This window comes from Mucilaginibacter flavidus, from assembly GCF_024055575.1.
GTDB lineage: Bacteria > Bacteroidota > Bacteroidia > Sphingobacteriales > Sphingobacteriaceae > Mucilaginibacter > Mucilaginibacter flavidus.
This window is the reverse complement of the sequence record NZ_JAMXOE010000025.1, coordinates 47,903-68,518: the sequence shown is the minus strand read 5'-3', so window position 1 is coordinate 68,518 and position 20,616 is coordinate 47,903. Positions and strand designations below refer to the sequence as shown.

Annotated in this window: 17 protein-coding genes; 9 read left to right on the top strand and 8 right to left on the bottom strand. The window is 42.9% G+C overall.

Translation table 11 applies throughout. The features are described from left to right. The first annotated feature begins 66 nt into the window (after window positions 1–66). Both NAF19_RS25515 and NAF19_RS25510 read left to right on the top strand, forming a co-directional pair. Window positions 67–957: an N-acetylmuramoyl-L-alanine amidase family protein gene (locus NAF19_RS25515; RefSeq protein WP_252793196.1), complete on the top strand. Its 891-nt coding sequence runs from the start codon at window positions 67–69 to the stop codon at window positions 955–957. A 92-nt stretch (window positions 958–1,049) separates the two neighbouring features. Continuing rightward, the gene (locus tag NAF19_RS25510; protein ID WP_252793195.1) at window positions 1,050–1,994 is read left to right on the top strand and encodes an MlaD family protein; all 945 of its coding nucleotides are present in this window, start codon (window positions 1,050–1,052) and stop codon (window positions 1,992–1,994) included. Between the two features lie 109 nt (window positions 1,995–2,103). Here the strand turns inward: NAF19_RS25510 and NAF19_RS25505 are convergent, their stop codons facing one another. The 4 genes from NAF19_RS25505 to NAF19_RS25490 form a co-directional block, all read right to left on the bottom strand. Then, window positions 2,104–3,018: a ribonuclease Z gene (locus tag NAF19_RS25505; protein ID WP_252793194.1), complete on the bottom strand. Its 915-nt coding sequence runs from the start codon at window positions 3,016–3,018 to the stop codon at window positions 2,104–2,106. Between the two features lie 22 nt (window positions 3,019–3,040). Continuing rightward, window positions 3,041–3,418: an STAS domain-containing protein gene (locus NAF19_RS25500; RefSeq protein ID WP_252793193.1), complete on the bottom strand. Its 378-nt coding sequence runs from the start codon at window positions 3,416–3,418 to the stop codon at window positions 3,041–3,043. Window positions 3,419–3,474: 56 nt separating this feature from the next. Then, window positions 3,475–4,419: a phosphoribosylaminoimidazolesuccinocarboxamide synthase gene (locus NAF19_RS25495; protein ID WP_252793192.1), complete on the bottom strand. Its 945-nt coding sequence runs from the start codon at window positions 4,417–4,419 to the stop codon at window positions 3,475–3,477. Between the two features lie 135 nt (window positions 4,420–4,554). Beyond that, complete coding sequence (locus NAF19_RS25490) at window positions 4,555–5,511, bottom strand: PhoH family protein (protein WP_252793191.1); 957 nt, start codon at window positions 5,509–5,511, stop codon at window positions 4,555–4,557. Between the two features lie 100 nt (window positions 5,512–5,611). Here NAF19_RS25490 and NAF19_RS25485 point away from each other — a divergent pair, with 100 nt between their 5' ends. From NAF19_RS25485 to NAF19_RS25470, 4 genes are all read left to right on the top strand, one after another. Continuing rightward, window positions 5,612–6,391, top strand: a complete 780-nt coding sequence (locus tag NAF19_RS25485) for an SAM hydrolase/SAM-dependent halogenase family protein (RefSeq protein ID WP_252793190.1) — start codon at window positions 5,612–5,614, stop codon at window positions 6,389–6,391. Further along, window positions 6,391–6,954 (top strand): hypothetical protein, encoded by a 564-nt coding sequence (locus NAF19_RS25480; RefSeq protein ID WP_252793189.1) that lies wholly within the window; start codon window positions 6,391–6,393, stop codon window positions 6,952–6,954. Before NAF19_RS25485 ends, NAF19_RS25480 begins: the two co-directional genes overlap by 1 nt. Before the next feature lie 76 nt (window positions 6,955–7,030). Next, window positions 7,031–8,857: an ABC transporter ATP-binding protein gene (locus NAF19_RS25475; RefSeq protein ID WP_252793188.1), complete on the top strand. Its 1,827-nt coding sequence runs from the start codon at window positions 7,031–7,033 to the stop codon at window positions 8,855–8,857. A 120-nt stretch (window positions 8,858–8,977) separates the two neighbouring features. Beyond that, window positions 8,978–10,651 carry a hypothetical protein gene (locus tag NAF19_RS25470; protein ID WP_252793187.1) on the top strand — a complete coding sequence of 558 codons (1,674 nt, stop codon included), beginning with the start codon at window positions 8,978–8,980 and terminating at the stop codon, window positions 10,649–10,651. A 7-nt stretch (window positions 10,652–10,658) separates the two neighbouring features. Here the strand turns inward: NAF19_RS25470 and NAF19_RS25465 are convergent, their stop codons facing one another. The 3 genes from NAF19_RS25465 to ppk1 form a co-directional block, all read right to left on the bottom strand. Further along, window positions 10,659–11,219, bottom strand: a complete 561-nt coding sequence (locus NAF19_RS25465) for a UbiX family flavin prenyltransferase (protein WP_252793186.1) — start codon at window positions 11,217–11,219, stop codon at window positions 10,659–10,661. Between the two features lie 158 nt (window positions 11,220–11,377). Continuing rightward, window positions 11,378–12,265, bottom strand: coding sequence for a Ppx/GppA phosphatase family protein (locus NAF19_RS25460; RefSeq protein ID WP_252793185.1), 888 nt, complete (start codon window positions 12,263–12,265; stop codon window positions 11,378–11,380). A gap of 3 nt (window positions 12,266–12,268) precedes the next feature. After that, window positions 12,269–14,317, bottom strand: a complete 2,049-nt coding sequence (gene ppk1, locus NAF19_RS25455; protein ID WP_252793184.1) for a polyphosphate kinase 1 — start codon at window positions 14,315–14,317, stop codon at window positions 12,269–12,271. 286 nt (window positions 14,318–14,603) lie between these two features. Between ppk1 and NAF19_RS25450 the strand changes: the two genes are divergently transcribed. Both NAF19_RS25450 and NAF19_RS25445 read left to right on the top strand, forming a co-directional pair. After that, window positions 14,604–15,098: a YajQ family cyclic di-GMP-binding protein gene (locus NAF19_RS25450; RefSeq protein ID WP_252793183.1), complete on the top strand. Its 495-nt coding sequence runs from the start codon at window positions 14,604–14,606 to the stop codon at window positions 15,096–15,098. Between the two features lie 171 nt (window positions 15,099–15,269). Then, window positions 15,270–16,055, top strand: a complete 786-nt coding sequence (locus NAF19_RS25445) for an amidohydrolase (protein WP_252793182.1) — start codon at window positions 15,270–15,272, stop codon at window positions 16,053–16,055. 146 nt (window positions 16,056–16,201) lie between these two features. Here the strand turns inward: NAF19_RS25445 and NAF19_RS25440 are convergent, their stop codons facing one another. Beyond that, on the bottom strand, window positions 16,202–17,380 hold the full coding sequence (locus NAF19_RS25440) for a TlpA family protein disulfide reductase (RefSeq protein ID WP_252793181.1): 1,179 nt from the start codon (window positions 17,378–17,380) through the stop codon (window positions 16,202–16,204). Window positions 17,381–17,560: 180 nt separating this feature from the next. On the opposite strand from NAF19_RS25440, the gene NAF19_RS25435 reads away from it, so the two are divergent. Further along, window positions 17,561–20,614 carry a GH92 family glycosyl hydrolase gene (locus tag NAF19_RS25435; RefSeq protein WP_252793180.1) on the top strand — a complete coding sequence of 1,018 codons (3,054 nt, stop codon included), beginning with the start codon at window positions 17,561–17,563 and terminating at the stop codon, window positions 20,612–20,614. Window positions 20,615–20,616: the final 2 nt, after the last annotated feature.

Here is a 20,616-nt window from a genome sequence, read left to right as displayed (position 1 = left end):
CTTGTGAATTTCAAAATTGATTATGAATAGTATTTTTGCAGATATAGTTAACAGCGTTCAAAAATAATGAAAAATAAGGCATTGAAAAGATTGATTTACGGTTTATCGGTTTTACTTACATCTTTACCCTGTTTTTCGTTTGCAATAATTAATCCTGTAAAGCATGATACGGTTACTGCCGGGTACAAGCTTAAAACAGTTGTAATTGACGCAGGGCATGGTACACGTCCCAACGGCTCCCATTCCGGTGCATCCGGCTCGTATTCTACAGAAAGTAATGTAACGCTTGCCATAGCACTTAAATTACAAAAGGCGATAGAAAAAGATATACCCGACCTGAGAGTGGTAATGACCCGCACTTCCGAGGCCGACGTTGGCTTAAAAACGCGGTCAGAAATTGCTAACTCAAATAAGGGCGACTTATTTATATCAATCCATTGCAATTCACTCTCAGACAGGCGTGTTCGCGAAGTTGTTGGCCATAAACGGGGTAAAGCTATATATAAGAGCTATTCCGTTCCTGACCGCTCGGGTAAAGGCGTTTTGTTCCTGGTTTATGGTTTTCATCGGTCTGAAGAAGAACAGGAAGCCTTACGCGAAAACTTATTTGAGGAAAAAGACAACAGTGAGCAGCAAAATGTACTTGACGATCCTGCTTCTATTATAGCCATAAACGCATTTAAAGCCAAATACCGCAAACAAAGCATACATTTTGCCAATATGCTTAATACCGAGTTTACCGAAGGCGATGGACGCCGCAGCGATGGGGTTAAAGAACAAGGCGTGTTAGTTTTATGCCACAGCGCAATGCCGGCAGTATTGGTTGAGACCGGCTTTATAAATAATCATGAGGAAGAAGACTACTTAAACTCCGAAGCCGGCCAGGATGCAATAGTAGCTACTATAGTACGGGCCTTAGGAAGTTATAAGGCCGAGGTAGAACAAGTATCGCAATAATTGGTTATAGAGTTGTGTCAGGAAGACGAACAAAATAATTCTAACTTTACAGCTTTTCAACGTTACAACATTTCAACAGCCATCACACCACTATGAAAATATCAAACGAAACTAAAATAGGCGCGCTAACGGCCATCGGAATTACCGTGCTTATACTTGGATACAGTTTTCTAAAAGGAAACGACGTTTTTAGCGGCTCAAATAAGTATTATGCAGTGTATAGGAGCGTTGACGGGCTTTCAGTTTCCAAACCAGTATTGGTAAATGGGTTTCCTATCGGCAATGTGGCAAAAATGACCTTAAGGCAAGATGGGCACACCGTTGTTGAGTTTAAGGTAGACCGTAAGTATAACGTACCTTCAAACACGCTGGCAAAACTGGTTAGCACCGACCTATTGGGTGGTAAGGCTATTGTATTTGAATACGGCAACAGCAATACCTTTGCAGATGATACCGACACACTTCGTGCCGATATCCAGGGCAGCCTGGCCGAAAGCCTGCAGCCGATACAAATGAAAGCCGAGAACCTGATAAACAAGCTCGATTCGTCGCTGGCATCAATAAATAAAATTTTGAACCCCAATTTCCAGAGAAATGTCGACAGGAGCTTCACAAGTATCGCAAACTCCCTGCAAACACTGGAAGGCACTACCAAAAAAATTGACGCACTGGTAGGTGGTCAAACCGAACACATAAACGGAATATTAGCGAATGCCGAAACAGTATCGGGTAATTTAAAAAACAGCACGGCTAACTTAACCGGTATCACCAGCAATTTCCAAAAAGTAAGTAATGATATTGCTGCAGCGAACATTAAACAGACGCTTGATAACGCCAACAAGGCCATGGCAGACTTGCAGGCAACCATAGCCTCAATAAATACCAGCCAGGGTACGCTTGGCCTGCTACTGCACGACGATAAGATGTACAACAACCTGAAGGATGCTACAGCTAATCTTAATGCCTTATTTATCGATTTGAAAGCCCATCCGAAGCGATATGTCAGCTTTTCGGTGTTTGGCGGGAAGAAAGACTAATTAGTCAGAAAGTCAGAAAAGTCCGGAAGTCCGAAAGATGGTTTCCGGAATTTTTGTTTAGTTGGGTTTCGCTCGTCAAATAATCAGTCTTTCGGTCTCTCGGACAGTTCTACTCGATAATAAACGTCCTGCCTTCAATCGCTAGTTCCGTATCCTTGAAAACGCTTTGGGCTTCTTCCAACAATTCGTTTAACGTTTTGTAGCGTGCCGAGAAATGGCCGATCAACAATCGCTTTGCATTTACTTTTAGCGCAATTTCGCCGGCTTGCAGTGCAGTGGTGTGGTGAGTTTCGAGCGCCCTGTCCAGCATATTATCCAGGAAGGTAGCCTCGTGATACAACATGGTTACATCACTTATCTGTTTAAAATACCGCTCATCGTACATGGTATCTGAGCAATAAGCATATGATTTAGGGTTGCTTGAATCTGTTGTGAGCGTATCGTTTTTGTAAACATCACCGTTAGGAGCAATGTAATCTTCCCCTTTTTTAAGCGCTGAATAATGAGGTATCGGGACTCCAAGACGCTCTATCTTTTCCTTCATTAATTTGCGCAAACGTTTTTTCTCTTTAAACAGAAAACCGGTACAGGCAATGCGATGATTGAGTGGTATTGTTTCAACGGTGATATCCTGGTTGTCCAACAAAACTTCAACCTTTTCGGCATCAGTAAAACGGTACTCTAACGGGTATTGAATGGTTGTTTCTGAATAGAGTAGTTGTATATCAATAATCTCTTTCAAATGTGCCGGGCAATAAATATGCAGCGGCTTAATACGTCCGTTTAAATGCAGTGACGAAAGCAAGCCTACCAGGCCAAGATAATGATCGCCGTGTAAATGGCTGATGAAAATATGGTCTATTTTACTGGCTTTTATATCAAAGCGCAGCATTTGCTGCTGTGTGCTTTCGCCACAGTCAATTAAATACCAGCGATCATTTATGTTGACCGCCTGTGACGTTGGGTTTCGATTAAAAATGGGGGTTGCAGAACTGCTGCCAAGTATTGTTACCTCAAATTTCATACTTGGTAAACAAACAGAATATTTATTTTGCTTCTCTTTTTAGTTCTTTTTCTATTTCTTCCATAAAAACTAAATCGATAGCTTCTTCGCATGTAGGCACAATTGACAACACACTATCGAGCTGGGAAATAGTTATTAAACGGGCAACTGGTTCGTTAAGGCCGGTAAGTATAAATGTGCCTGAGGCATTTTTGCAAAGGCGATGCCCAACTAATAAGCTGCTTAGTCCTGATGAGTCGGCAAACTTAACTTGTGAAAGATCGAAAATGATATTCCGCTGGCCTTCAGTATTGATTAATATCAATTCAGATTTAAGCTGTGGCGTTATTAATGAATTCAATTTTGATTCATTCAGCTTTAACAGAATATATTTCTCGTGCTTGTCAACCGTAAATTTCATTTTCTTGTTTAAATTAAAGGCTAAAGATATAATTATTTTGTCGACAATAAAAAAAATTACAAACTGGCAAGCTCATTATTTATAGCTTTTTCAACCCGGGCTAATACATTTTCCCCACCGGGCTTAACAAATTGCTCACCTGTAATTTGTTCAAAAAGCTCAATATAGCGCTCAGAGATAGATTGAACAATCGCTGGGGTCATTTCCGGCACTACCTGACCGTCTTTTCCCTGGAAACCATTTTCAATCAACCACTTCCTTACAAATTCTTTCGAAAGCTGTTTTTGAGGCTCGCCGGCTTGCTGGCGTTCGCTATAACCGTCACTATAGAAATATCTTGATGAGTCGGGCGTGTGTATCTCATCTATCAAATAAATGGTATCACTAACCTTGCCAAACTCGTATTTGGTATCTACCAAAATTAAACCTTGTTTGCCGGCAATTTCGGTACCGCGGGCAAACAATGCGCGGGTGTATTTTTCTAATTGCTCATAGTCTCCGGCCGAAACGATCCCATGCGCTAGTATTTGTTCTTTTGATATATCCTCATCGTGCCCTACCGATGCTTTGGTGGTAGGTGTAATGATCGGTTCAGGAAGCTTATCATTTTCTTTAAGCCCCTCGGGCAGGCTAACACCGCAAACCTGTCTCTTGCCTGCGCTGTACTCGCGCCAGGCGTGACCGGCCAGGTATCCTCGTATTACCATCTCTACCTTAAATGGTTCACAGATGCGGCCAATAGTTACACTTGGGTCGGGCACGCTTACCACCCAGTTAGGCACTATATCTGACGTTGCTGCTAAAAATTTAGCTGCAATTTGGTTCAGCACCTGCCCTTTGTAAGGGATTGCCTCAGGCAGCACCACATCGAAAGCCGATATGCGGTCGCTAACCACCATTACCAGGTATTTATTATCAATTGTATAAACATCCCTTACCTTTCCTTTATAAAAACTGGTTTGGCCCGGGAAGCTGAAGTTGGTTTGTTTTATTGCGTTCATTGTGTTAGTTCATGGTTCATAGATGATAGTTCATAGCAGCTACCGCGGCCTGATCTATCGTGTCAATAATTAACTCAAATCCACAATTCATACTAAAATGGCCATGAACCATTAACTATGAACTATGAACCTTCTCTATTGTATATCGCCGTAAGCAGCTAATATTTTCCTTACTAATTTGTGCCTTACTACGTCTTCGCCGCTTAGGTACACGATTTCAATTCCGTTGATATCGGTTAATATTCGCAGCGCAGTATGCAGACCTGATTGTTGCTTTTTCGGTAAATCTATCTGGGTAACGTCACCCGTAACAATAAACTTAGCCGACGGCCCCATACGCGTTAAGAACATCTTCAACTGCATGTCGGTAGCATTTTGGGCCTCGTCCAGTATCACAAAGCAATTGTCAAGCGTACGGCCGCGCATAAATGCCAATGGTGCGATCTCGATGGTACGGTTTTCCAAATAAAATTTCAGTTTTTCAGCCGGTATCATATCATCAAGCGCATCATATAAAGGGCGCAGGTACGGATCAATTTTCTCTTTAAGATCACCTGGCAAAAAGCCCAGGTTCTCCCCTGCTTCGACTGCGGGCCGGGTTAATATGATACGTTTGATGTCTTTATTTTTAAGCGCCCTTACAGCCAAAGCAACAGCTGTATAAGTTTTACCGGTACCTGCGGGGCCTATGGCAAAAAGAATGTCGCTTTTATTGATACAGTCAACCATTTTACGCTGATTGGCGGTACGTGCTTTTACCATCACCCCATTGGGGCCGAACACGATAACCTCGCCGCTGGCAAATTTATCTGCCGAGGTATCCGCCTTTGGCGCTTCGATGCTTGACCCAAGAATGCGTTCAAGGTCGGTGATGTTTAAATTTTCATATTTCTCAACATGCTGCAGCAGGTGTTGAAACTTTTCCTGGAATATATTCAGCTCGTGATCGTCGCCCAATACCTTCACCTCGTTCCCCCGGGCCACTATTTTTAGCTTTGGATACTGCTTTTTAATGATCTCAAAATGATCATTATTAGGTCCCCATAGCACTGCCGGGTTGATTTGTTCAATTGACAATTTAAGCTCGTTCAATACAAATTGATTTTTAGTTGCAGATTTTTATGAATTAAAATTGAATATTTGTAGGCACTAAATGCACGTACAAGATTAGCGATAAATATCTAAAAAATTAATGGCAATAATAACTTTAACTACTGATTTGGGCGATAAAGATATTTATCAGGCCGCCCTTAAAGGCAGTATCCTAAAATTGTTGCCCACCGTTAACATTGTTGACATCACCAACAGCGTTGCCGCCTACAATATACAGCAGGCCGCCTTCATATTAAAAAATAGTTTTTATTATTTTCCGGACGAAACGGTGCATCTAATAGGTATTGATACCGTATTTAATACCGAGACCCGCTACCTGGCTGTGAAATACCGCAATCATTATTTTGTTGGCGCCGATAATGGGATTTTCAGCCTGATGTTTGAGGAAGATGCGGAAGAAATTGTTGAATTAAACATCATGCAGGATTTAAAGTTCCTGCACTTTCCGCTGGCTGATATTTTTGTAAAAGCTGCCTGTCACCTCGCAAAGGGAGGCACCCTTGCTAAAATAGGCCTGCCCGTGAGCGACTTTGAGAAAAAAATGAACCTGCAACCTGTTATCGAAAAAAACCTGATAAAAGGCGTAGTTATTTATATCGATTCGTTCCAAAACGTAATTACCAATATTACTAAAGAGTTCTTCAACCGGGTACAGCAAAACCGGCGCTTTACGCTATCATTTAAGCGTAACGAAACCATCAATCACCTCAGCTGGCACTACAACGAAGTACCCGAAGGTGAAAAACTTTGCCTGTTTGGTATAAGCGACCATTTGGAAATTGCGATCAATAAAGGCAATGCCAGCGGCTTACTCGGGTTGGGCTTAGGTGATAGTGTGATTATTGATTTTGAGGGTTAATGAAAAGCTTCCTGCCGATTATTTTATCGTTTTTATTTTTCGGAGCATCTGCCCAATTCAAAACTGATTCCCTTGCCTACCAGCTCCAGCGTAAAAAAATAAACACCATGCTTGCCCAGCGCGCAGTGAAGTTTGGGCAATACGATGAAAGTCTCGGCAAACACACCGGCATATTCGGCTTACAAACAAAAAAAGATATCCGTAGCTCCAACGAAATTTTGATGGACATTGTTAAAACCGACAACGACATCTACAGTGAGTTAAAAATCCTGCTCGAGTACCGCACTTTTCAACAAAAACAGGTACTGACGCATACTAATGAGACCGAGAACAGTACGCTCGGCTACATGTCAACCATCAACAAACTGCGGGCGCAAATAGATGCCTTAAAACTGGAAGCTGAAACAGACAATGCACACGAAGCGGAACTGCGAAAAATGATGATCATCGCCATAATTGTATTGGCCGCTTTAATTTTCCTGATGATTTTGTTCCGCAGGAAGAAACCTGCACCCGTAAAAAGTAAACGCAGCACAAGCCGCAAAAGCAGCAGTCGCAGGTAGTTTATAGTTATCTTTATGGCGGTTAAAATGTTTTTAAACGCCAATCGTCTTAATCTTTAAAATAGTACTACATTAAATGGCACGAAGACGACTAAACAGCAGCAATGCACCCGAGGCTGAATTACCCAAAGCAAAACTAGACAGGCAAACGCTGCATAAAATTTCACGGCTGCTGGCTTATATTAAACCTTACCGGGCAAGGTTTATAGCGGGTTTGGTGTTCTTGTTTTTATCCAGCCTGGTTGGTTTGGCATTCCCGGCATTTATTGGCGGGTTAATTGATACCGCAAAAGGAGCGCATACCAATCCCTGGTTACCGGGCACTATAAAGGGCATATTGGAGCTTGCCTTTGGCGTATTATTTGTGCAGGCCTTTGTCTCATTTTTCAGGATATTGTGGTTTGTAAATGTAGCTGAACGCTCATTGGCCGATATACGGCGCGATACTTATTTTAAGCTGATAACCCTGCCCATGAACTTTTTCTCGAACCGCAGGGTTGGGGAACTAAACAGTCGCATCTCGGCGGACTTATCACAAATACAGGATACACTGACCACCACCATCGCCGAAATGATAAGGCAGGCGGTTTTATTAATAGGCGGGATAGCTGCTATGGCAATAATATCTGTAAAACTTGCAATTGCCTTGCTGGTGCTGTTACCGCCGCTAATTGTTTTCGCCATATTTTTTGGCAAATTCATTCGCAAATTGTCGCGGCAGGCACAGGATAAGCTGGCAGAATCGAACACGATAGTTGAAGAGACCCTGCAGGGTATAGCTAATGTAAAGGCTTTTGTTAACGAGGCATTTGAAGCCGGGCGCTACGGCAAAAACATTCGCGATGTGGCCGATATAGCCATTAAAGGCGCAAAATATCGCGGCATATTTGTATCCTTTATCGTGTTTTGTTTATTCGGCGCCGTGGTTGCCATTGTGGGTTATGGCTGTATCCTGGTGAGCCACCACGAGTTGGAGGTTGGCCAGTTATTTACTTTTGCACTGTATGCCACCTTTGTAGGCAGTGCCATGGGCAGTTTCCCCGATCTGTATGCCAATGTGCAAAAAGCTGTTGGTGCCAGTGAGCGGGTGCTGGAAATCCTGGATGAAAAAGGCGAAGACGTATCTATCAACGACAAGGATAACATCATCCAGCAAAAAATAAAAGGTAACCTGTCATTCACAAACGTGGAGTTCGCCTACCCGTCGAGACCGGAATTAACGGTTTTGAACGACATCTCGTTTGATGCCGATGCCGGGCAGCGCGTGGCGATAGTTGGCCCAAGCGGTTCAGGTAAATCAACCATGGCGGCTTTAATACTGCAGTTTTATCACCCACAAAACGGCGTTATATCATTCGACGGCATGCCGTCATCGGATTATTCATTAACCGACATTCGTAACCAGGTAGCCATTGTACCGCAGGACGTTTTGCTGTTTGGCGGTACAATAAAAGAAAACATCGCCTACGGAAAACTTATCGCCACAGAAGATGAAATTATACAGGCAGCCCAACGCGCAAATGCGCATGCGTTTATTATGTCGTTCCCCCAAGGATATGATACCGTTGTTGGTGAACGCGGGGTGAAATTATCAGGAGGCCAACGGCAGCGCATAGCCATTGCAAGGGCTTTGCTAAAAAATCCGGCGATACTGATACTTGATGAAGCCACATCATCATTAGATTCGGAATCGGAGCGTTTGGTGCAGGAGGCACTGGAAGAATTAATGAAAAACCGTACATCAATCATTATTGCCCACCGCCTTTCGACCATCCGGGAAGCGGATAAGATAATTGTGCTGGAGAAAGGCAAGATTGTGGAGTCGGGCAGTCACCAGGAATTACTTGCAAACGAGCAGGGGCTTTACAGATATTTGAGTGCGCTACAATTTGAAGTAAATTAATCCGGTTTCTATAACCACAGACGGGTTGAATCCGTATAAGCCGCACCCCTAAACTCTATTACGATAGATGATTAGGGCGGTTTTATGTTTAAATTTACACGGTAACGCGAACACGCATCTATGAATTGGAGATACTTTTACAAGCCTGCTGCTATAGTTATAACCATCGTTTTTTTTAATATCAATTGCCGTTCGGGCTCAAAAGCTACAGTGGATAGTGTTGAATATTTAAACAAAGCGGCAAGCAGTCCCGATACCAATAAAATAGACGCCAAAAATCAGCCTGAACTTAATACTGATCACAGCAATAATAATGTACCGTTAAAAAATATTTTTGGCATAAATGGTTACGAATGGAACTTTTTGGAGAACCCAGGCAGTCCCAACGACCGCAGGCACATTTACGAAGACAACATGTCGCTGATTAAAACCTTCTCGGGCATGCGGCATTATCTTAACTGGAACCGGGTTGAAATCACCAAAGGCAATTACACCTTTAACCCCACCAATAACGGAGGCTGGAATGAAGACCTGATTTACCAGCGCTGTAAGCAGGATGGTATTTTAGTTTTGGCGGATTTAAAAAACATTCCGGATTGGCTGCAAAACACTTATCCGGCAAGCTCGCGCGATAACGACAATGCGCCGGTACCATACGGCCAAAGCCTTAACGACCCGGCATCGTACGTCGACCAGGCACGAATGGCTTTCCAGTTAGCGGCGAGGTATGGCTATAACAAGAACATCGATAAATCGCTAATAAAAGTTGATACCCGCAAACGCTGGAACGGGGACATACCGAATGAACCACTGGTTGGCATGGGCCTGCTAAAATATATTGAATGCGGCAACGAGCGCGACCGCTGGTGGGGTGGCGACGAAACCCATCAAACTGCTGAGCAATATGCGGTAAACATGTCGGCGTTTTATGACGGCAATATGGGCAAGCTCGGGCAGGGCGTTGGCGTAAAAGCCGCCGACCCCAATATGCAGGTGGTTATGGGCGGCCTGGCAACTGCCGACATAAAATTTGTGCAGCGCATGATTGATTGGTGCAGGACAAACCGTGGCCTCAAAGCTGACGGCAGCGTTAATTTATGTTTCGATGTGATTAATTATCACCTGTACTCAAATAACGGCGATGTACGTAAGCAAAAGAAGGCAACCACCGGTATTGCGCCGGAATTGTCTATTTCCGGCGAGGTTGCGAACCAGTTTGTAAAACTGGCAAATTCCCTGCCTGGACATCCCGAAGTTTGGGTAACCGAAACGGGGTATGACATCAACCAGGAAAGCTATCAAAAAGCCGAATCGATAGGTTTAAAAACTGTGCTTGCGAACCAGGCCGATTGGATTTTGCGCACCTCGCTCCTGTACATCCGCTACGGTGTTAAACGGGTGTTTTTTTATCAACTGTTTGACGACCACGCCGGTGGCACCTCGCAATACGCCACCTCGGGCCTTGCCGAAGGTATAAAGAGAAGACCTGCCGCAGATTATATCCTGCAAACCACCAGGCTGATGGGCAACTATAACTATATCAAAACCATTAGCAACGATCCTTTGGTTGACCAATACAAACTGGGTAATAAAACCATGTATGTACTAACCATCCCCGACGAAACAAACCGAAAAGCCAGCTATACGCTTGACTTAGGTGGCGCTAAAAAAGCAAACATCCACAACTTAAAAATTGGCGCTGATATGATGGATAGCAAACAGGTGAACACCACAAATGGAAAAATTACTTTAGAAGTGACTGAAACGCCGGTGTTTGTGGAGGGTTTGAATTAAACTGAATCTATTTCCCCCAGCGATAACTCTCATTATCCAAGCCTATCAGATCAATAATGCGGTTAACTACCGTCATCGCCAAATCTTCGATAGTTTGCGGCTTGCTATAGTACGATGGTATGGCCGGGCAAATAATTCCGCCTGCTTCGGTAACAGTTTGCATATTGCGGATATGGATAAGGTTGAAGGGCATATCGCGAGCTACCAGTATCAGCTTGCGGCGCTCCTTTAAAATCACGTCGGCAGCGCGGGTAATCAAATCGTCGGATATTCCGCCTGCAATACGGCCAAGGGTGCCCATTGAGCAAGGCACTATAACCATGGTATCAAACTTTGCCGACCCGGACGCAAACGGCGCCATAAAATCAGTTTTAGGATATATTTTGTATGGGATGCTGTTATAATCTTCGTTATCCAGCTCAAACTTCCAGACATCTTTGGCGTTGTCAGACATCACAACCGACACTTCTGCGATTTGTGACTGCAATACCCTCAGCCTTTCGAGCAATAGTTTTGCATATATAGAGCCGCTGGCGCCTGTAATTGCAACTACAATCTTTTTCTTCATTTCCATACAGCGACAAATCTACAGACTTAAAGGCACAAAAAAAGGGTCGAATATAAATACTCGACCCTACATCTACCTATGAAAAACATGCCCTTTGAGAGGGCACTACAAAAGTAATAATAAGTTTTTTAATTTTTAAATAATTTCTTAAAATAAATTTAACCGGCCTTTGGAAAGTTTTTTTCAATAAGTGTTTGAATAACACCATCAACCAAACCAACAGTGGGCACATATATATTTTTAATATTCGCCCACTTCATAACGGTCATATAAATCTCGCAGGCAGGTATAATTACATCGGCACGGTCCTGGTTTAAACCCAGCACATTTATCCTGTCTTTAAGCGAAAAGGAAGTTAAATAACTGTACAGGGCTTTTAATTTACCAAAAGTTAAAGGCGCTTTATCTTTTTCTTCCGACAGTTTATATAGCTTATTGATGTTTCCGCCGGTACCAATACCCGATATCACTTTAAATTGCTTTGTATTTTCGCGAATAAAATCCTTCATATCGTTCCAGTTTTCTTCGGTATCCTGGTTATCGAGCATGCGGATGGTGCCGATATTAAACGACTGTGAAGCCCACATTTCGCCAGACGAAAAAAACGACAATTCCGTGCTGCCGCCGCCTACATCAATATAAAGGTAGTTTTTACTTTTATCTATAGTTTGTTCAGCATGACTGGCGTAAATCATCCCCGCCTCTTTTTGTCCATGCACTATTTCAATATCCAGCCCGGCCTCTGTTTTTATTTGTTTAGCTATCTCTCCCCCATTATTCGCCTCGCGCATTGCCGAAGTAGCATAACCCATATAATCAACCACTTTATAAACTTCCATTAATTTACTGAAAGCCTGCATGGTTTTAATGAGGTCGGCCGTTTTTTTGTCGGATAATTTATGATCCAAAAAGGCATCATCACCCAACCTCAACGGAACCCGAATAAGTGTATTTTTTTTAAAGGAAACAGAACCATTGTTTTCAATGATGTCAGCAATCAGTAGCCTGACTGCGTTCGAACCTATATCTATCGCGGCGTATCTCAATTTTTATTGTACTTTATATTTCAAATAATTATAAATGTCGACCTGTGCCCGTTGAGGGTGGTCTGACTTTGTTTTGTGATATTTATTAGTGTTGTGGCTATTTATCTCGCGCGATTTGGTGTTATCCTCTAGTTGCAAGTCAATAATATCCCGCACCTCTTTCTTTAAGTGCTCGTCGTATATCGGGAAGCCAACCTCAACCCGGGTGTCGATATTGCGAGTCATAAAATCGGCCGATGTTAGGTAAATAAGCTCATTGCCGCCGTTGCAATAAATATGCACACGCGCGTGCTCCAGGTATTTATCGACTATACTTAATACCTCTATATTTTCGCTATAGCCCTTCATGCCCGCTATCAGGCAGCACATTCCCCTTATTATAAGCGTTATTTTAACCCCGCTATTGTTGGCCTGGTATAGCTTGGCTATCAATTGCTCGTCAGCAAGGCTATTCATCTTCAATATCATGTAAGCCTTTTTGCCAGCCTTAGCGTTCTTTATCTCATTGTCAATCAGCTTATAAATTGCAGGCCGCGCGTCAATCGGAGATACGATAAGGCTTTTCAGTCCTTTGGGTAACACTCCCTTGCCCAATGCCTTAAAAACATTTACGAGGTCGGCGGTTATTTTTTTATTGGCAGTAAGCAAGGTATGGTCGGCATACATTCGGGCAGTTTTCTCGTTAAAGTTCCCTGTTGACAAGCAGGCGTAATAAGCTGGTTTTTCCTTTTCTAACCGCATCACCAGGCAAATTTTCGAGTGTACTTTGTAGCCCTCTATGCCGTAAAGCACATTAACGCCCTCTTCTTCCAGCCTGCGGCTCCAGGATATATTGTTTTGTTCATCAAACCTGGCCCTAAGCTCAACCAGGCAGGTTACCTTTTTACCATTCTTGGCGGCGCTCATCAGCGCATGCATTATGCGCGAATTTTCGGCAAGGCGATAAACGGCAATACTGATCTCTTTTACCTTTGGGTCGATAGCCGCCTCGCGCAAAAAATGGATCACGTAATCATATGACTGATAAGGTGTACTGATCAGGTAGTCTTTCTTAGCGATCATGCCCATCAGGCTCTTACCAAACGACAGGCCATCAACAGGCAAAGCGACAGTTTTTTCGTACTCCAGTTCAGGCCTGCCCACGTTAGGGAATGCAATAAAATTTTTAAAGTTATGATACCTGTTACCGGGAATGAGGCTTTCGCCGCTCAGCCCCATTTTGTTTACCAGGTACTTCAGCATATCCAGCGGCATTTCCGAATCGTACAACAAACGCATCGGTTTGCCCTTTTTACGCTTTTGCAGGCTTTTTGAAAGCGAATCGATAAATTTTTCGCTTACCTCTTTATCCAGATCAAGTTCTGCATCGCGGGTAAGCTGGATGGAGTAAGCCTCGACCGAATCATGTTCAAATATGAAGAAGATATCCTCAAGGCTATACCTGATAATATCATCGAGTAAGATGATAAATTTCAAGTTATTAGTCTCCGGAAGTACTATAAAACGGGGCAAGCTATCCGGGAACTCAATAAGCGCCAGCCTCGATTTTTTATTTTTGGTAAGCTTTACAAAAAAGTAAATCGCCCTGTCGCGCAGTTCGGGAAGCGGCAGGCTTTCATCGAGCATGATAGGAACCAGCGTTGCCAGCAAGCTTTCCCTGAAATAACGCTTCACAAACTCGCCGCGGCTTACGTTGAGTTGCTTGTCGTTCAATATAAATATCTTTTCTTCGGCAAGCTGTTTTACAATAATATTCTCGTATAGGTTGTTAAACTTGCGCTCCTGCCTTACTACGATATTCTTTATCTGGTTAAGGACTTTCTTGGGGTTATAACCTAAAATTTCCTTAGCTTTTTCATTCAAATTGGCAAGGCGACTTAGTGTTGCGACCCTGACGCGGTAAAATTCATCAAGGTTTGATGAAAAGATAGCGAGAAACTTTATCCGGTCAATCAGCGGAACAGAGGGGTCGGCGGCTTCCTGCAGAACGCGGTCGTTAAAGTATAACCAGCTAATTTCACGATTAATTAAAGGTATGTGCTTAATATCCATATAAAAAGGGAGCGGCCCCGGCCTTGGTTACAAATCTGCTTATTTAAATGTTAACTTAATATTAACTCATTGGTATGTTAATGTGTTTTTATTATTTAGTTCATCCAGTTCATAGTTGATGGTTCATAGTTAATGGTAAAAAGACAGCAAGTACAGGCCTATCGGCAAAATTGCAGCAGCTATGAACTATCAACTATGAATGTCTTTGCATCGGCTATGAACTATGAACCATCAACTATGAACTAAAATTCACTATTTTTGTCCCACACCAAATTTACCTTGAATTATGCCAACCTTCGATATTGTAAGCAAAATAGATGGCCAAACGCTTGATAATGCCATTAACATCGCAAAAAAAGAGATTTTGAACCGTTATGATTTTAACGATTCCAAAAGCACTATCGACCTTGATAAAAAAACCAACGTGATAACCGTGGTTACGGAAAATGATATGCGGTTAAAGGCTATCAGCGATGCTATTATAAGCCGTATGGTAAAACAAAACCTGGACCCTAAAGCTTTGGATTTAGACGGCAACGTGCAATCCGCCTCGGGAAACATGATACGTAAAGAGATAAAAATCAAGGAAGGACTTGATAAAGAAGCGGCAAAAAAAGTTGTTAAAAAGATAAAAGATAGCGGACTGAAGGTGCAAGCCTCAATTATGGACGACCAGGTACGCGTTCAAGCCAAAAAAATTGATGATTTACAAGCTGTTATAGCCCTTTGTCGCAAGGATGACTTTGGCCAGCCCTTGCAGTACATTAATATGCGGGATTGAGGAATTTCGGATTTCGTTTATTGTTAAATAGCTAATTGGCCGGTTCTGATAAAACTTTTGCTTATAAGGATAGATTTACTTGTTATTGTTTAATTGTTTACCGGGTTGATGCCAATGTTTTAGGCCATGTTGCTATGAACTATGAACCATCAACTATGAACTGCGCACGAAATGGATAATTTAAAAATTACGGTCTTCCAGGGATACTTATATTGGGAAAATATTGACAGGAACCTGCAGAATATTGAACTGAAACTTTCCAATATCCGCGAAAAAACAAACCTGATAATTTTACCCGAAATGTTTAACACCGGGTTCAGCATGGAAGCCGAAAAGCTGGCCGAGCCAATGGGCGGTAAAACCATGAAGTGGATGCAAAAAATTGCAGCCAAATATGAATGCGTGATAACCGGCAGCATTATTATAAAGGATGAAAACAAGTTTTATAACCGCTTAATATGGATGCGCGCCGATGGCACCTATGAATGCTACGATAAGCGCCACCTGTTTGCGCTTGGCAAAGAACACCAAACCTATACCCCCGGCACCAAAAAGTTAATAGTTGAACTTAACGGCTGGAATGTTTGCCCCATGATATGCTACGACCTGCGTTTCCCGGTATGGCTGCGCAATGTTGACGCCGAATATGATTTACTGCTGATCGTGGCCAACTGGCCCGAACGCCGCATTGCGCACTGGCGTGCGCTGATCCCCGCCCGCGCTATCGAGAACCAGGCTTATGTTATAGCCGTTAACCGTGTAGGTCACGATGGAAATGAAGTTTACCACTCCGGCGATTCTACCTGTATTGACCCGAATGGCAATGTGGTTTATTACAAACGCGACGAAGAGGATATGTACACATTTACCATTATTGCTGAGGAAGTGAAGAAAACACGCCGTGCACTGCCTTTTTTGAAGGATATGGATAAGTTTGAAATAAAGACTGAGATTTAGGGATTAGACACGATTTAGCGATTAACAGGATTTTCAGGATTGCCTTCAATTGAAATATTATCCTGTAAATAAAATCAATAACACGCTTTAGCGATTAAAAGGATTTGCAGGATTACCCTCGATGGAGCTGAATCCTGCAAATCCTTTTAATCTAGGAATCGTGTCAATACCGGCCGCAAAGCATCTTTATCCTCCAGTTTTCCATCACTCAGGTAAATTATCTTTCCAATAGGGTTAATTAATATCAGCGTTGGGAAATAATTCACGCCATAAAGCCTGCTAATATCGCCTTCACTGTCAAAAAAGTGTAGCCAGTTCATTCCCTCTTTTTTTATCGCATCGGCAAAGGCTTTCTTGTTTTTGTCTTGGCTCATCCCGATAATTACCAGTTTATCTGCAGGATATTTTTTCCTTATCTCCTTTATGAAGGGAATTTCGGCCATGCATGGACCGCACCAGGTAGCCCAAAAATCAAGCAGTACATATTTACCTTTCAGCGCTGTCAAATCAATTTTTCTTCCGTCAACATCAATTAAAGAGAATGCTGGGGCCATTTCGCCCGTTTTTACGGGGCTTAGGACGGCATCGAATATCTCCTTCAAATTTTGTCCCTCAATACTTTTAGTAAATTTTGCCGGAAAAATCGTATTAAAATAAGTCAATTGTTCTTTTAGAAAAGCAGTATCCCGGTTCAGATATCCGTTAGGTAACTGCACCAACTGGTTACGGAAATACCAAAATGAAAAGTAATCGCCTGGATAGTTCTGCAAAAATAACATGGCGCGTTTAACCCGGGCTTTGTACAGTTTGACAAACTCCCGTTTAATTGAGTCGTTGCGGCCAAGTGCCCCCTTGTTCTGGTTAAAAAAAGCACCCAGTGCTATACCTTCCTTTTTTGTGAAAGCCCAAAGGTCGAGCAATATTTTATTATCAACTGTATCATAAACCCTCACAGCGTTTTCAACATGTGAATAGTCTAACGAACCGTCCATATTTGGCTTAAAGTAAAAGTCAATTTTGGCAGGCGTATCAGTTAAAAAGAAGTCATTGCCAAAGTAGTTCTTGGCGGAATCGCTGTAATTTACATTAAGCGCTGTGTATGGCGAATAATACGCACCACGTAATACGATGGTTCGGTTGTTACCAAAGGTATCAGGTACAAATATTGTACTTTTCCCATTATCGTATTGATAATGAACTTTTTTCGGATTAATGCTACTATCTAATTCAATCGTGACATTGAAGGTTTTTTGCGCAAACAACGCGCCTGGAAAAAATAATGAAACTAAAAAAAGCGCTTTGAATTTACATATGTTGACAGGCATTTAGGCTCGGATTTTATTTTTTCAATGGTATAAACAAAATACCGAACGCAAAAGCTAAAAGACGTTAAAAACCGTTAAAAAGCGTTAAATTCCTGTTACATACAATTCTTTTGTATGCTGTAAATCCCCGTACAAATAATTTAATCTATTTTTACCAACATTAAATCATCCGCTAATTCAATGAAGATTTTATCGCGCAGTATACTTTCGTTTTGTTTTGTTTCAATTCTGGTTCTTTCGGCATTCGCTCAAAAAAAGAAAGATTTCACCAAATACGTTAACCCATTTATCGGCACAGGCGGGCATGGGCATACCTATCCCGGCGCAGTTGTCCCATTTGGAATGGTGCAGCTTAGTCCGGATACACGACTGACAGGCTGGGATGGCTGTTCGGGTTATTATTATAGTGACACCACAGTATATGGCTTTTCGCATACGCATTTAAGCGGTACCGGCATTGCCGATTACTGCGATGTGCTGTTTATGCCAACTACCGGCGATCCGCAACTTAAAAACACGGATTACATGTCGGCCTTTCAAAAGAAAAATGAGGTGGCAAGTCCCGGCTACTACAAAACACATTTAGATAAATACGATATAGATGTAGAGCTTACGGCAAGTACCCGTGTGGGCGTGCACCGTTATAACTTCCCAGGCACTAAAGAAGCCAATATTATTATCGATTTACAACACCGGGATATAGTGCTTGATTCGTGGATCGAGGTGGTTAATGACCATGAGATCCGTGGGTTCCGCCGTTCGAGCTCATGGGCTACTGACCAGTCGCTTTACTTTTATGCCAAGTTCTCCAGGCCGTTTAAAACTTATGGAATAGCCAGCGACGACCAGCTGCAGCAAGGCAAAAATAAGTTGCAGGGCAAAAACATAAAAATGTATATCCGTTTTGATAATCCCGGCGAAGTAATTTCAAAAGTAGGGATATCATCAGTAAGCGCTGATGGCGCTTTAAAAAACCTGGATACCGAAGTTCCCGATTTCGACTTTAAAAAAGTGCAGCGCGATGCGAAGGCATTATGGGTAGATCAACTGGCAAAAATAGAGGTTGAGGGCGGCGGGCCGGATGCGTCGGCACAACAAATGCCTCAAAACACGCAGGATCCGAACGCAGGCTACAACAGCCGCAACGGCAACTATCGCGGTCGTGCTCCTAAAAAAGTGCAACCCGTTGATTACGCCAAACAAAAGCATGTTATATTCTACACTGCGCTTTACCACGCCATGCTTGCCCCGAATGTTTACAGTGATGTTGACGGGCAATACCGCGGCATGGATCAGAAAGTGCACAAAGCCGACGGCTTTAACTATTATACCGTATTCTCGTTATGGGATACCTATCGCGCGGAAGACCCTTTAATGAATTTAATCGACCGCAAACGAACGCTTGATTTTATAAAATCGTTTTTGGCGATGTACGAGCAAGGCGGGCTGCTGCCTATCTGGCCGCTGGCGTCAAGTGAAACGTTTTGTATGGTGGGTAACCACTCCATCCCGGTTATTGTAGATGCTTATGCAAAAGGCATCCGTGATTTTAATGCCGAAGAAGCTTTTACCGCGATGAAAGCTGCCGTAAACCGCAACCAGTTTGGGATGGACTCGTACCGCAACAATGGTGTGGTATTATCTGATGATGAGCCCGAGTCTGTCTCCAAAACACTGGAATATGCTTTTGACGATTGGTGCATTGCACAAATGGCCAAAATGCTGAACAAACCACAGGACTACACCGAGTTCATCAAACGCGCGCAGTACTGGAAAAATAATTATAACAACCAAAACGGATTTATGCAGGCGCGTGCAAACGGCGGCTGGTATACCCCGTTTGAGCCTACCGAGATAAACAATAACTATACCGAAGGCAATTCGTGGCAATACTCGTTTTTAGCACCGCACGATATTGAAGGGCTTGCAGCACGCATGGGCGGGAAACAGGCTTTTGAAACCAAGCTGGATGAACTGTTCACAACCGACTCGAAACTAAGCGGTCGCCAGCAGGATGATGTAAGCGGTTTGATTGGTCAATATGCCCACGGCAATGAGCCAAGCCACCACATGGCTTACCTGTATAATTTTACCGATGCGCCTGAGAAAACTCAATTATATGTAAGCCGCATTTTGCGCGAAGAGTATAGCGATAAACCGGATGGACTGTCGGGTAACGAGGATTGCGGGCAAATGTCGGCCTGGTATGTGATGAGCTCATTGGGGATTTATAATATCGCACCGGGGCAGCAACAATTTCAAATCGGAATGCCTCAGTTTGATAAAGCCGTAATTAACCTGGAGAACGGTAAAAAATTCACCATCACCAATCCGGGCAGCAGCATAAGCCGGGGCAATATTTATTTGCAGGGCATGAACCTGAATAAATCAGCCTATAACAAGCTTTACCTTAATTATGAAGATATTGCAAAGGGCGGTGATTTTGAAGTGTTGACCGGTAAACTGCCGAACAATATATTCGTTTCGAGCCTTGAAAAACCGACATCGAAGATTACAGACAGCCTCATCTTGTCAAATCCTTACATTATAGCACCATCGAAAACATTTAAGCAACCCATAAAAGTTGAAATAAAGGTTGCTGAAAAAGATGCTAAAATTTACTGCACGACGGATGGCTCCGCTCCTACAGCTTCCTCTACACCATATGCCGGGCCTTTGGATGTTGCAGTGAATACAACTATAAAAGCTATCGCCATTCAAAACGGTAAATCAAGCTTTGTGGTAAGCGGTACTTTTACCAAAATCCGGGATGATATCAAGCTCACCCTTGTAAACAAATACCTGCCCAACTACGCCGACCAGGGCGATAATACGTTAATCAACGGAATCCGCGGCAAAGCCAACTGGCGACTGGGTAACTGGCAGGGCTACCAGGGTAACGATGTAGTTGCCATAATCGATATGCAGCAAGTTAAACCCGTAAAACAGGTAACATTCGGCGCCCTGCAGGATAGCCGCGCGTGGATTGTGTTCCCAAAACAAGTGGAGTACTGGTTATCGGACGATGACGTAAACTACAAGCTGGCTGCAACTGTTAACACAAAAGTGGATGTTGCAGATTTAAACATACAAACTCAGGATTATACCGGGCAGATAAATGCTAATGCACGTTATATTAAGGTAATAGCAAAACAATATGGACCGTTGCCAGAGTGGCATGAGAGTAAGGGTAGCCCGTCTTATATTTTTGCGGATGAAATAATTATAGAATGACA

What these genes read in the sequence shown, in the direction of transcription:
- NAF19_RS25515 (WP_252793196.1), top strand. Translation starts at nt 67, where the DNA reads ATGAAAAATAAGGCATTGAAAAGATTGATTTACGGTTTATCGGTTTTA.
- NAF19_RS25510 (WP_252793195.1), top strand. Translation starts at nt 1,050, where the DNA reads ATGAAAATATCAAACGAAACTAAAATAGGCGCGCTAACGGCCATCGGA.
- NAF19_RS25505 (WP_252793194.1), bottom strand. Translation starts at nt 3,018, where the DNA reads ATGAAATTTGAGGTAACAATACTTGGCAGCAGTTCTGCAACCCCCATT.
- NAF19_RS25500 (WP_252793193.1), bottom strand. Translation starts at nt 3,418, where the DNA reads ATGAAATTTACGGTTGACAAGCACGAGAAATATATTCTGTTAAAGCTG.
- NAF19_RS25495 (WP_252793192.1), bottom strand. Translation starts at nt 4,419, where the DNA reads ATGAACGCAATAAAACAAACCAACTTCAGCTTCCCGGGCCAAACCAGT.
- NAF19_RS25485 (WP_252793190.1), top strand. Translation starts at nt 5,612, where the DNA reads ATGGCAATAATAACTTTAACTACTGATTTGGGCGATAAAGATATTTAT.
- NAF19_RS25480 (WP_252793189.1), top strand. Translation starts at nt 6,391, where the DNA reads ATGAAAAGCTTCCTGCCGATTATTTTATCGTTTTTATTTTTCGGAGCA.
- NAF19_RS25475 (WP_252793188.1), top strand. Translation starts at nt 7,031, where the DNA reads ATGGCACGAAGACGACTAAACAGCAGCAATGCACCCGAGGCTGAATTA.
- NAF19_RS25470 (WP_252793187.1), top strand. Translation starts at nt 8,978, where the DNA reads ATGAATTGGAGATACTTTTACAAGCCTGCTGCTATAGTTATAACCATC.
- NAF19_RS25465 (WP_252793186.1), bottom strand. Translation starts at nt 11,219, where the DNA reads ATGAAGAAAAAGATTGTAGTTGCAATTACAGGCGCCAGCGGCTCTATA.
- ppk1 (WP_252793184.1), bottom strand. Translation starts at nt 14,317, where the DNA reads ATGGATATTAAGCACATACCTTTAATTAATCGTGAAATTAGCTGGTTA.
- NAF19_RS25450 (WP_252793183.1), top strand. Translation starts at nt 14,604, where the DNA reads ATGCCAACCTTCGATATTGTAAGCAAAATAGATGGCCAAACGCTTGAT.
- NAF19_RS25445 (WP_252793182.1), top strand. Translation starts at nt 15,270, where the DNA reads ATGGATAATTTAAAAATTACGGTCTTCCAGGGATACTTATATTGGGAA.
- NAF19_RS25440 (WP_252793181.1), bottom strand. Translation starts at nt 17,380, where the DNA reads ATGCCTGTCAACATATGTAAATTCAAAGCGCTTTTTTTAGTTTCATTA.
- NAF19_RS25435 (WP_252793180.1), top strand. Translation starts at nt 17,561, where the DNA reads ATGAAGATTTTATCGCGCAGTATACTTTCGTTTTGTTTTGTTTCAATT.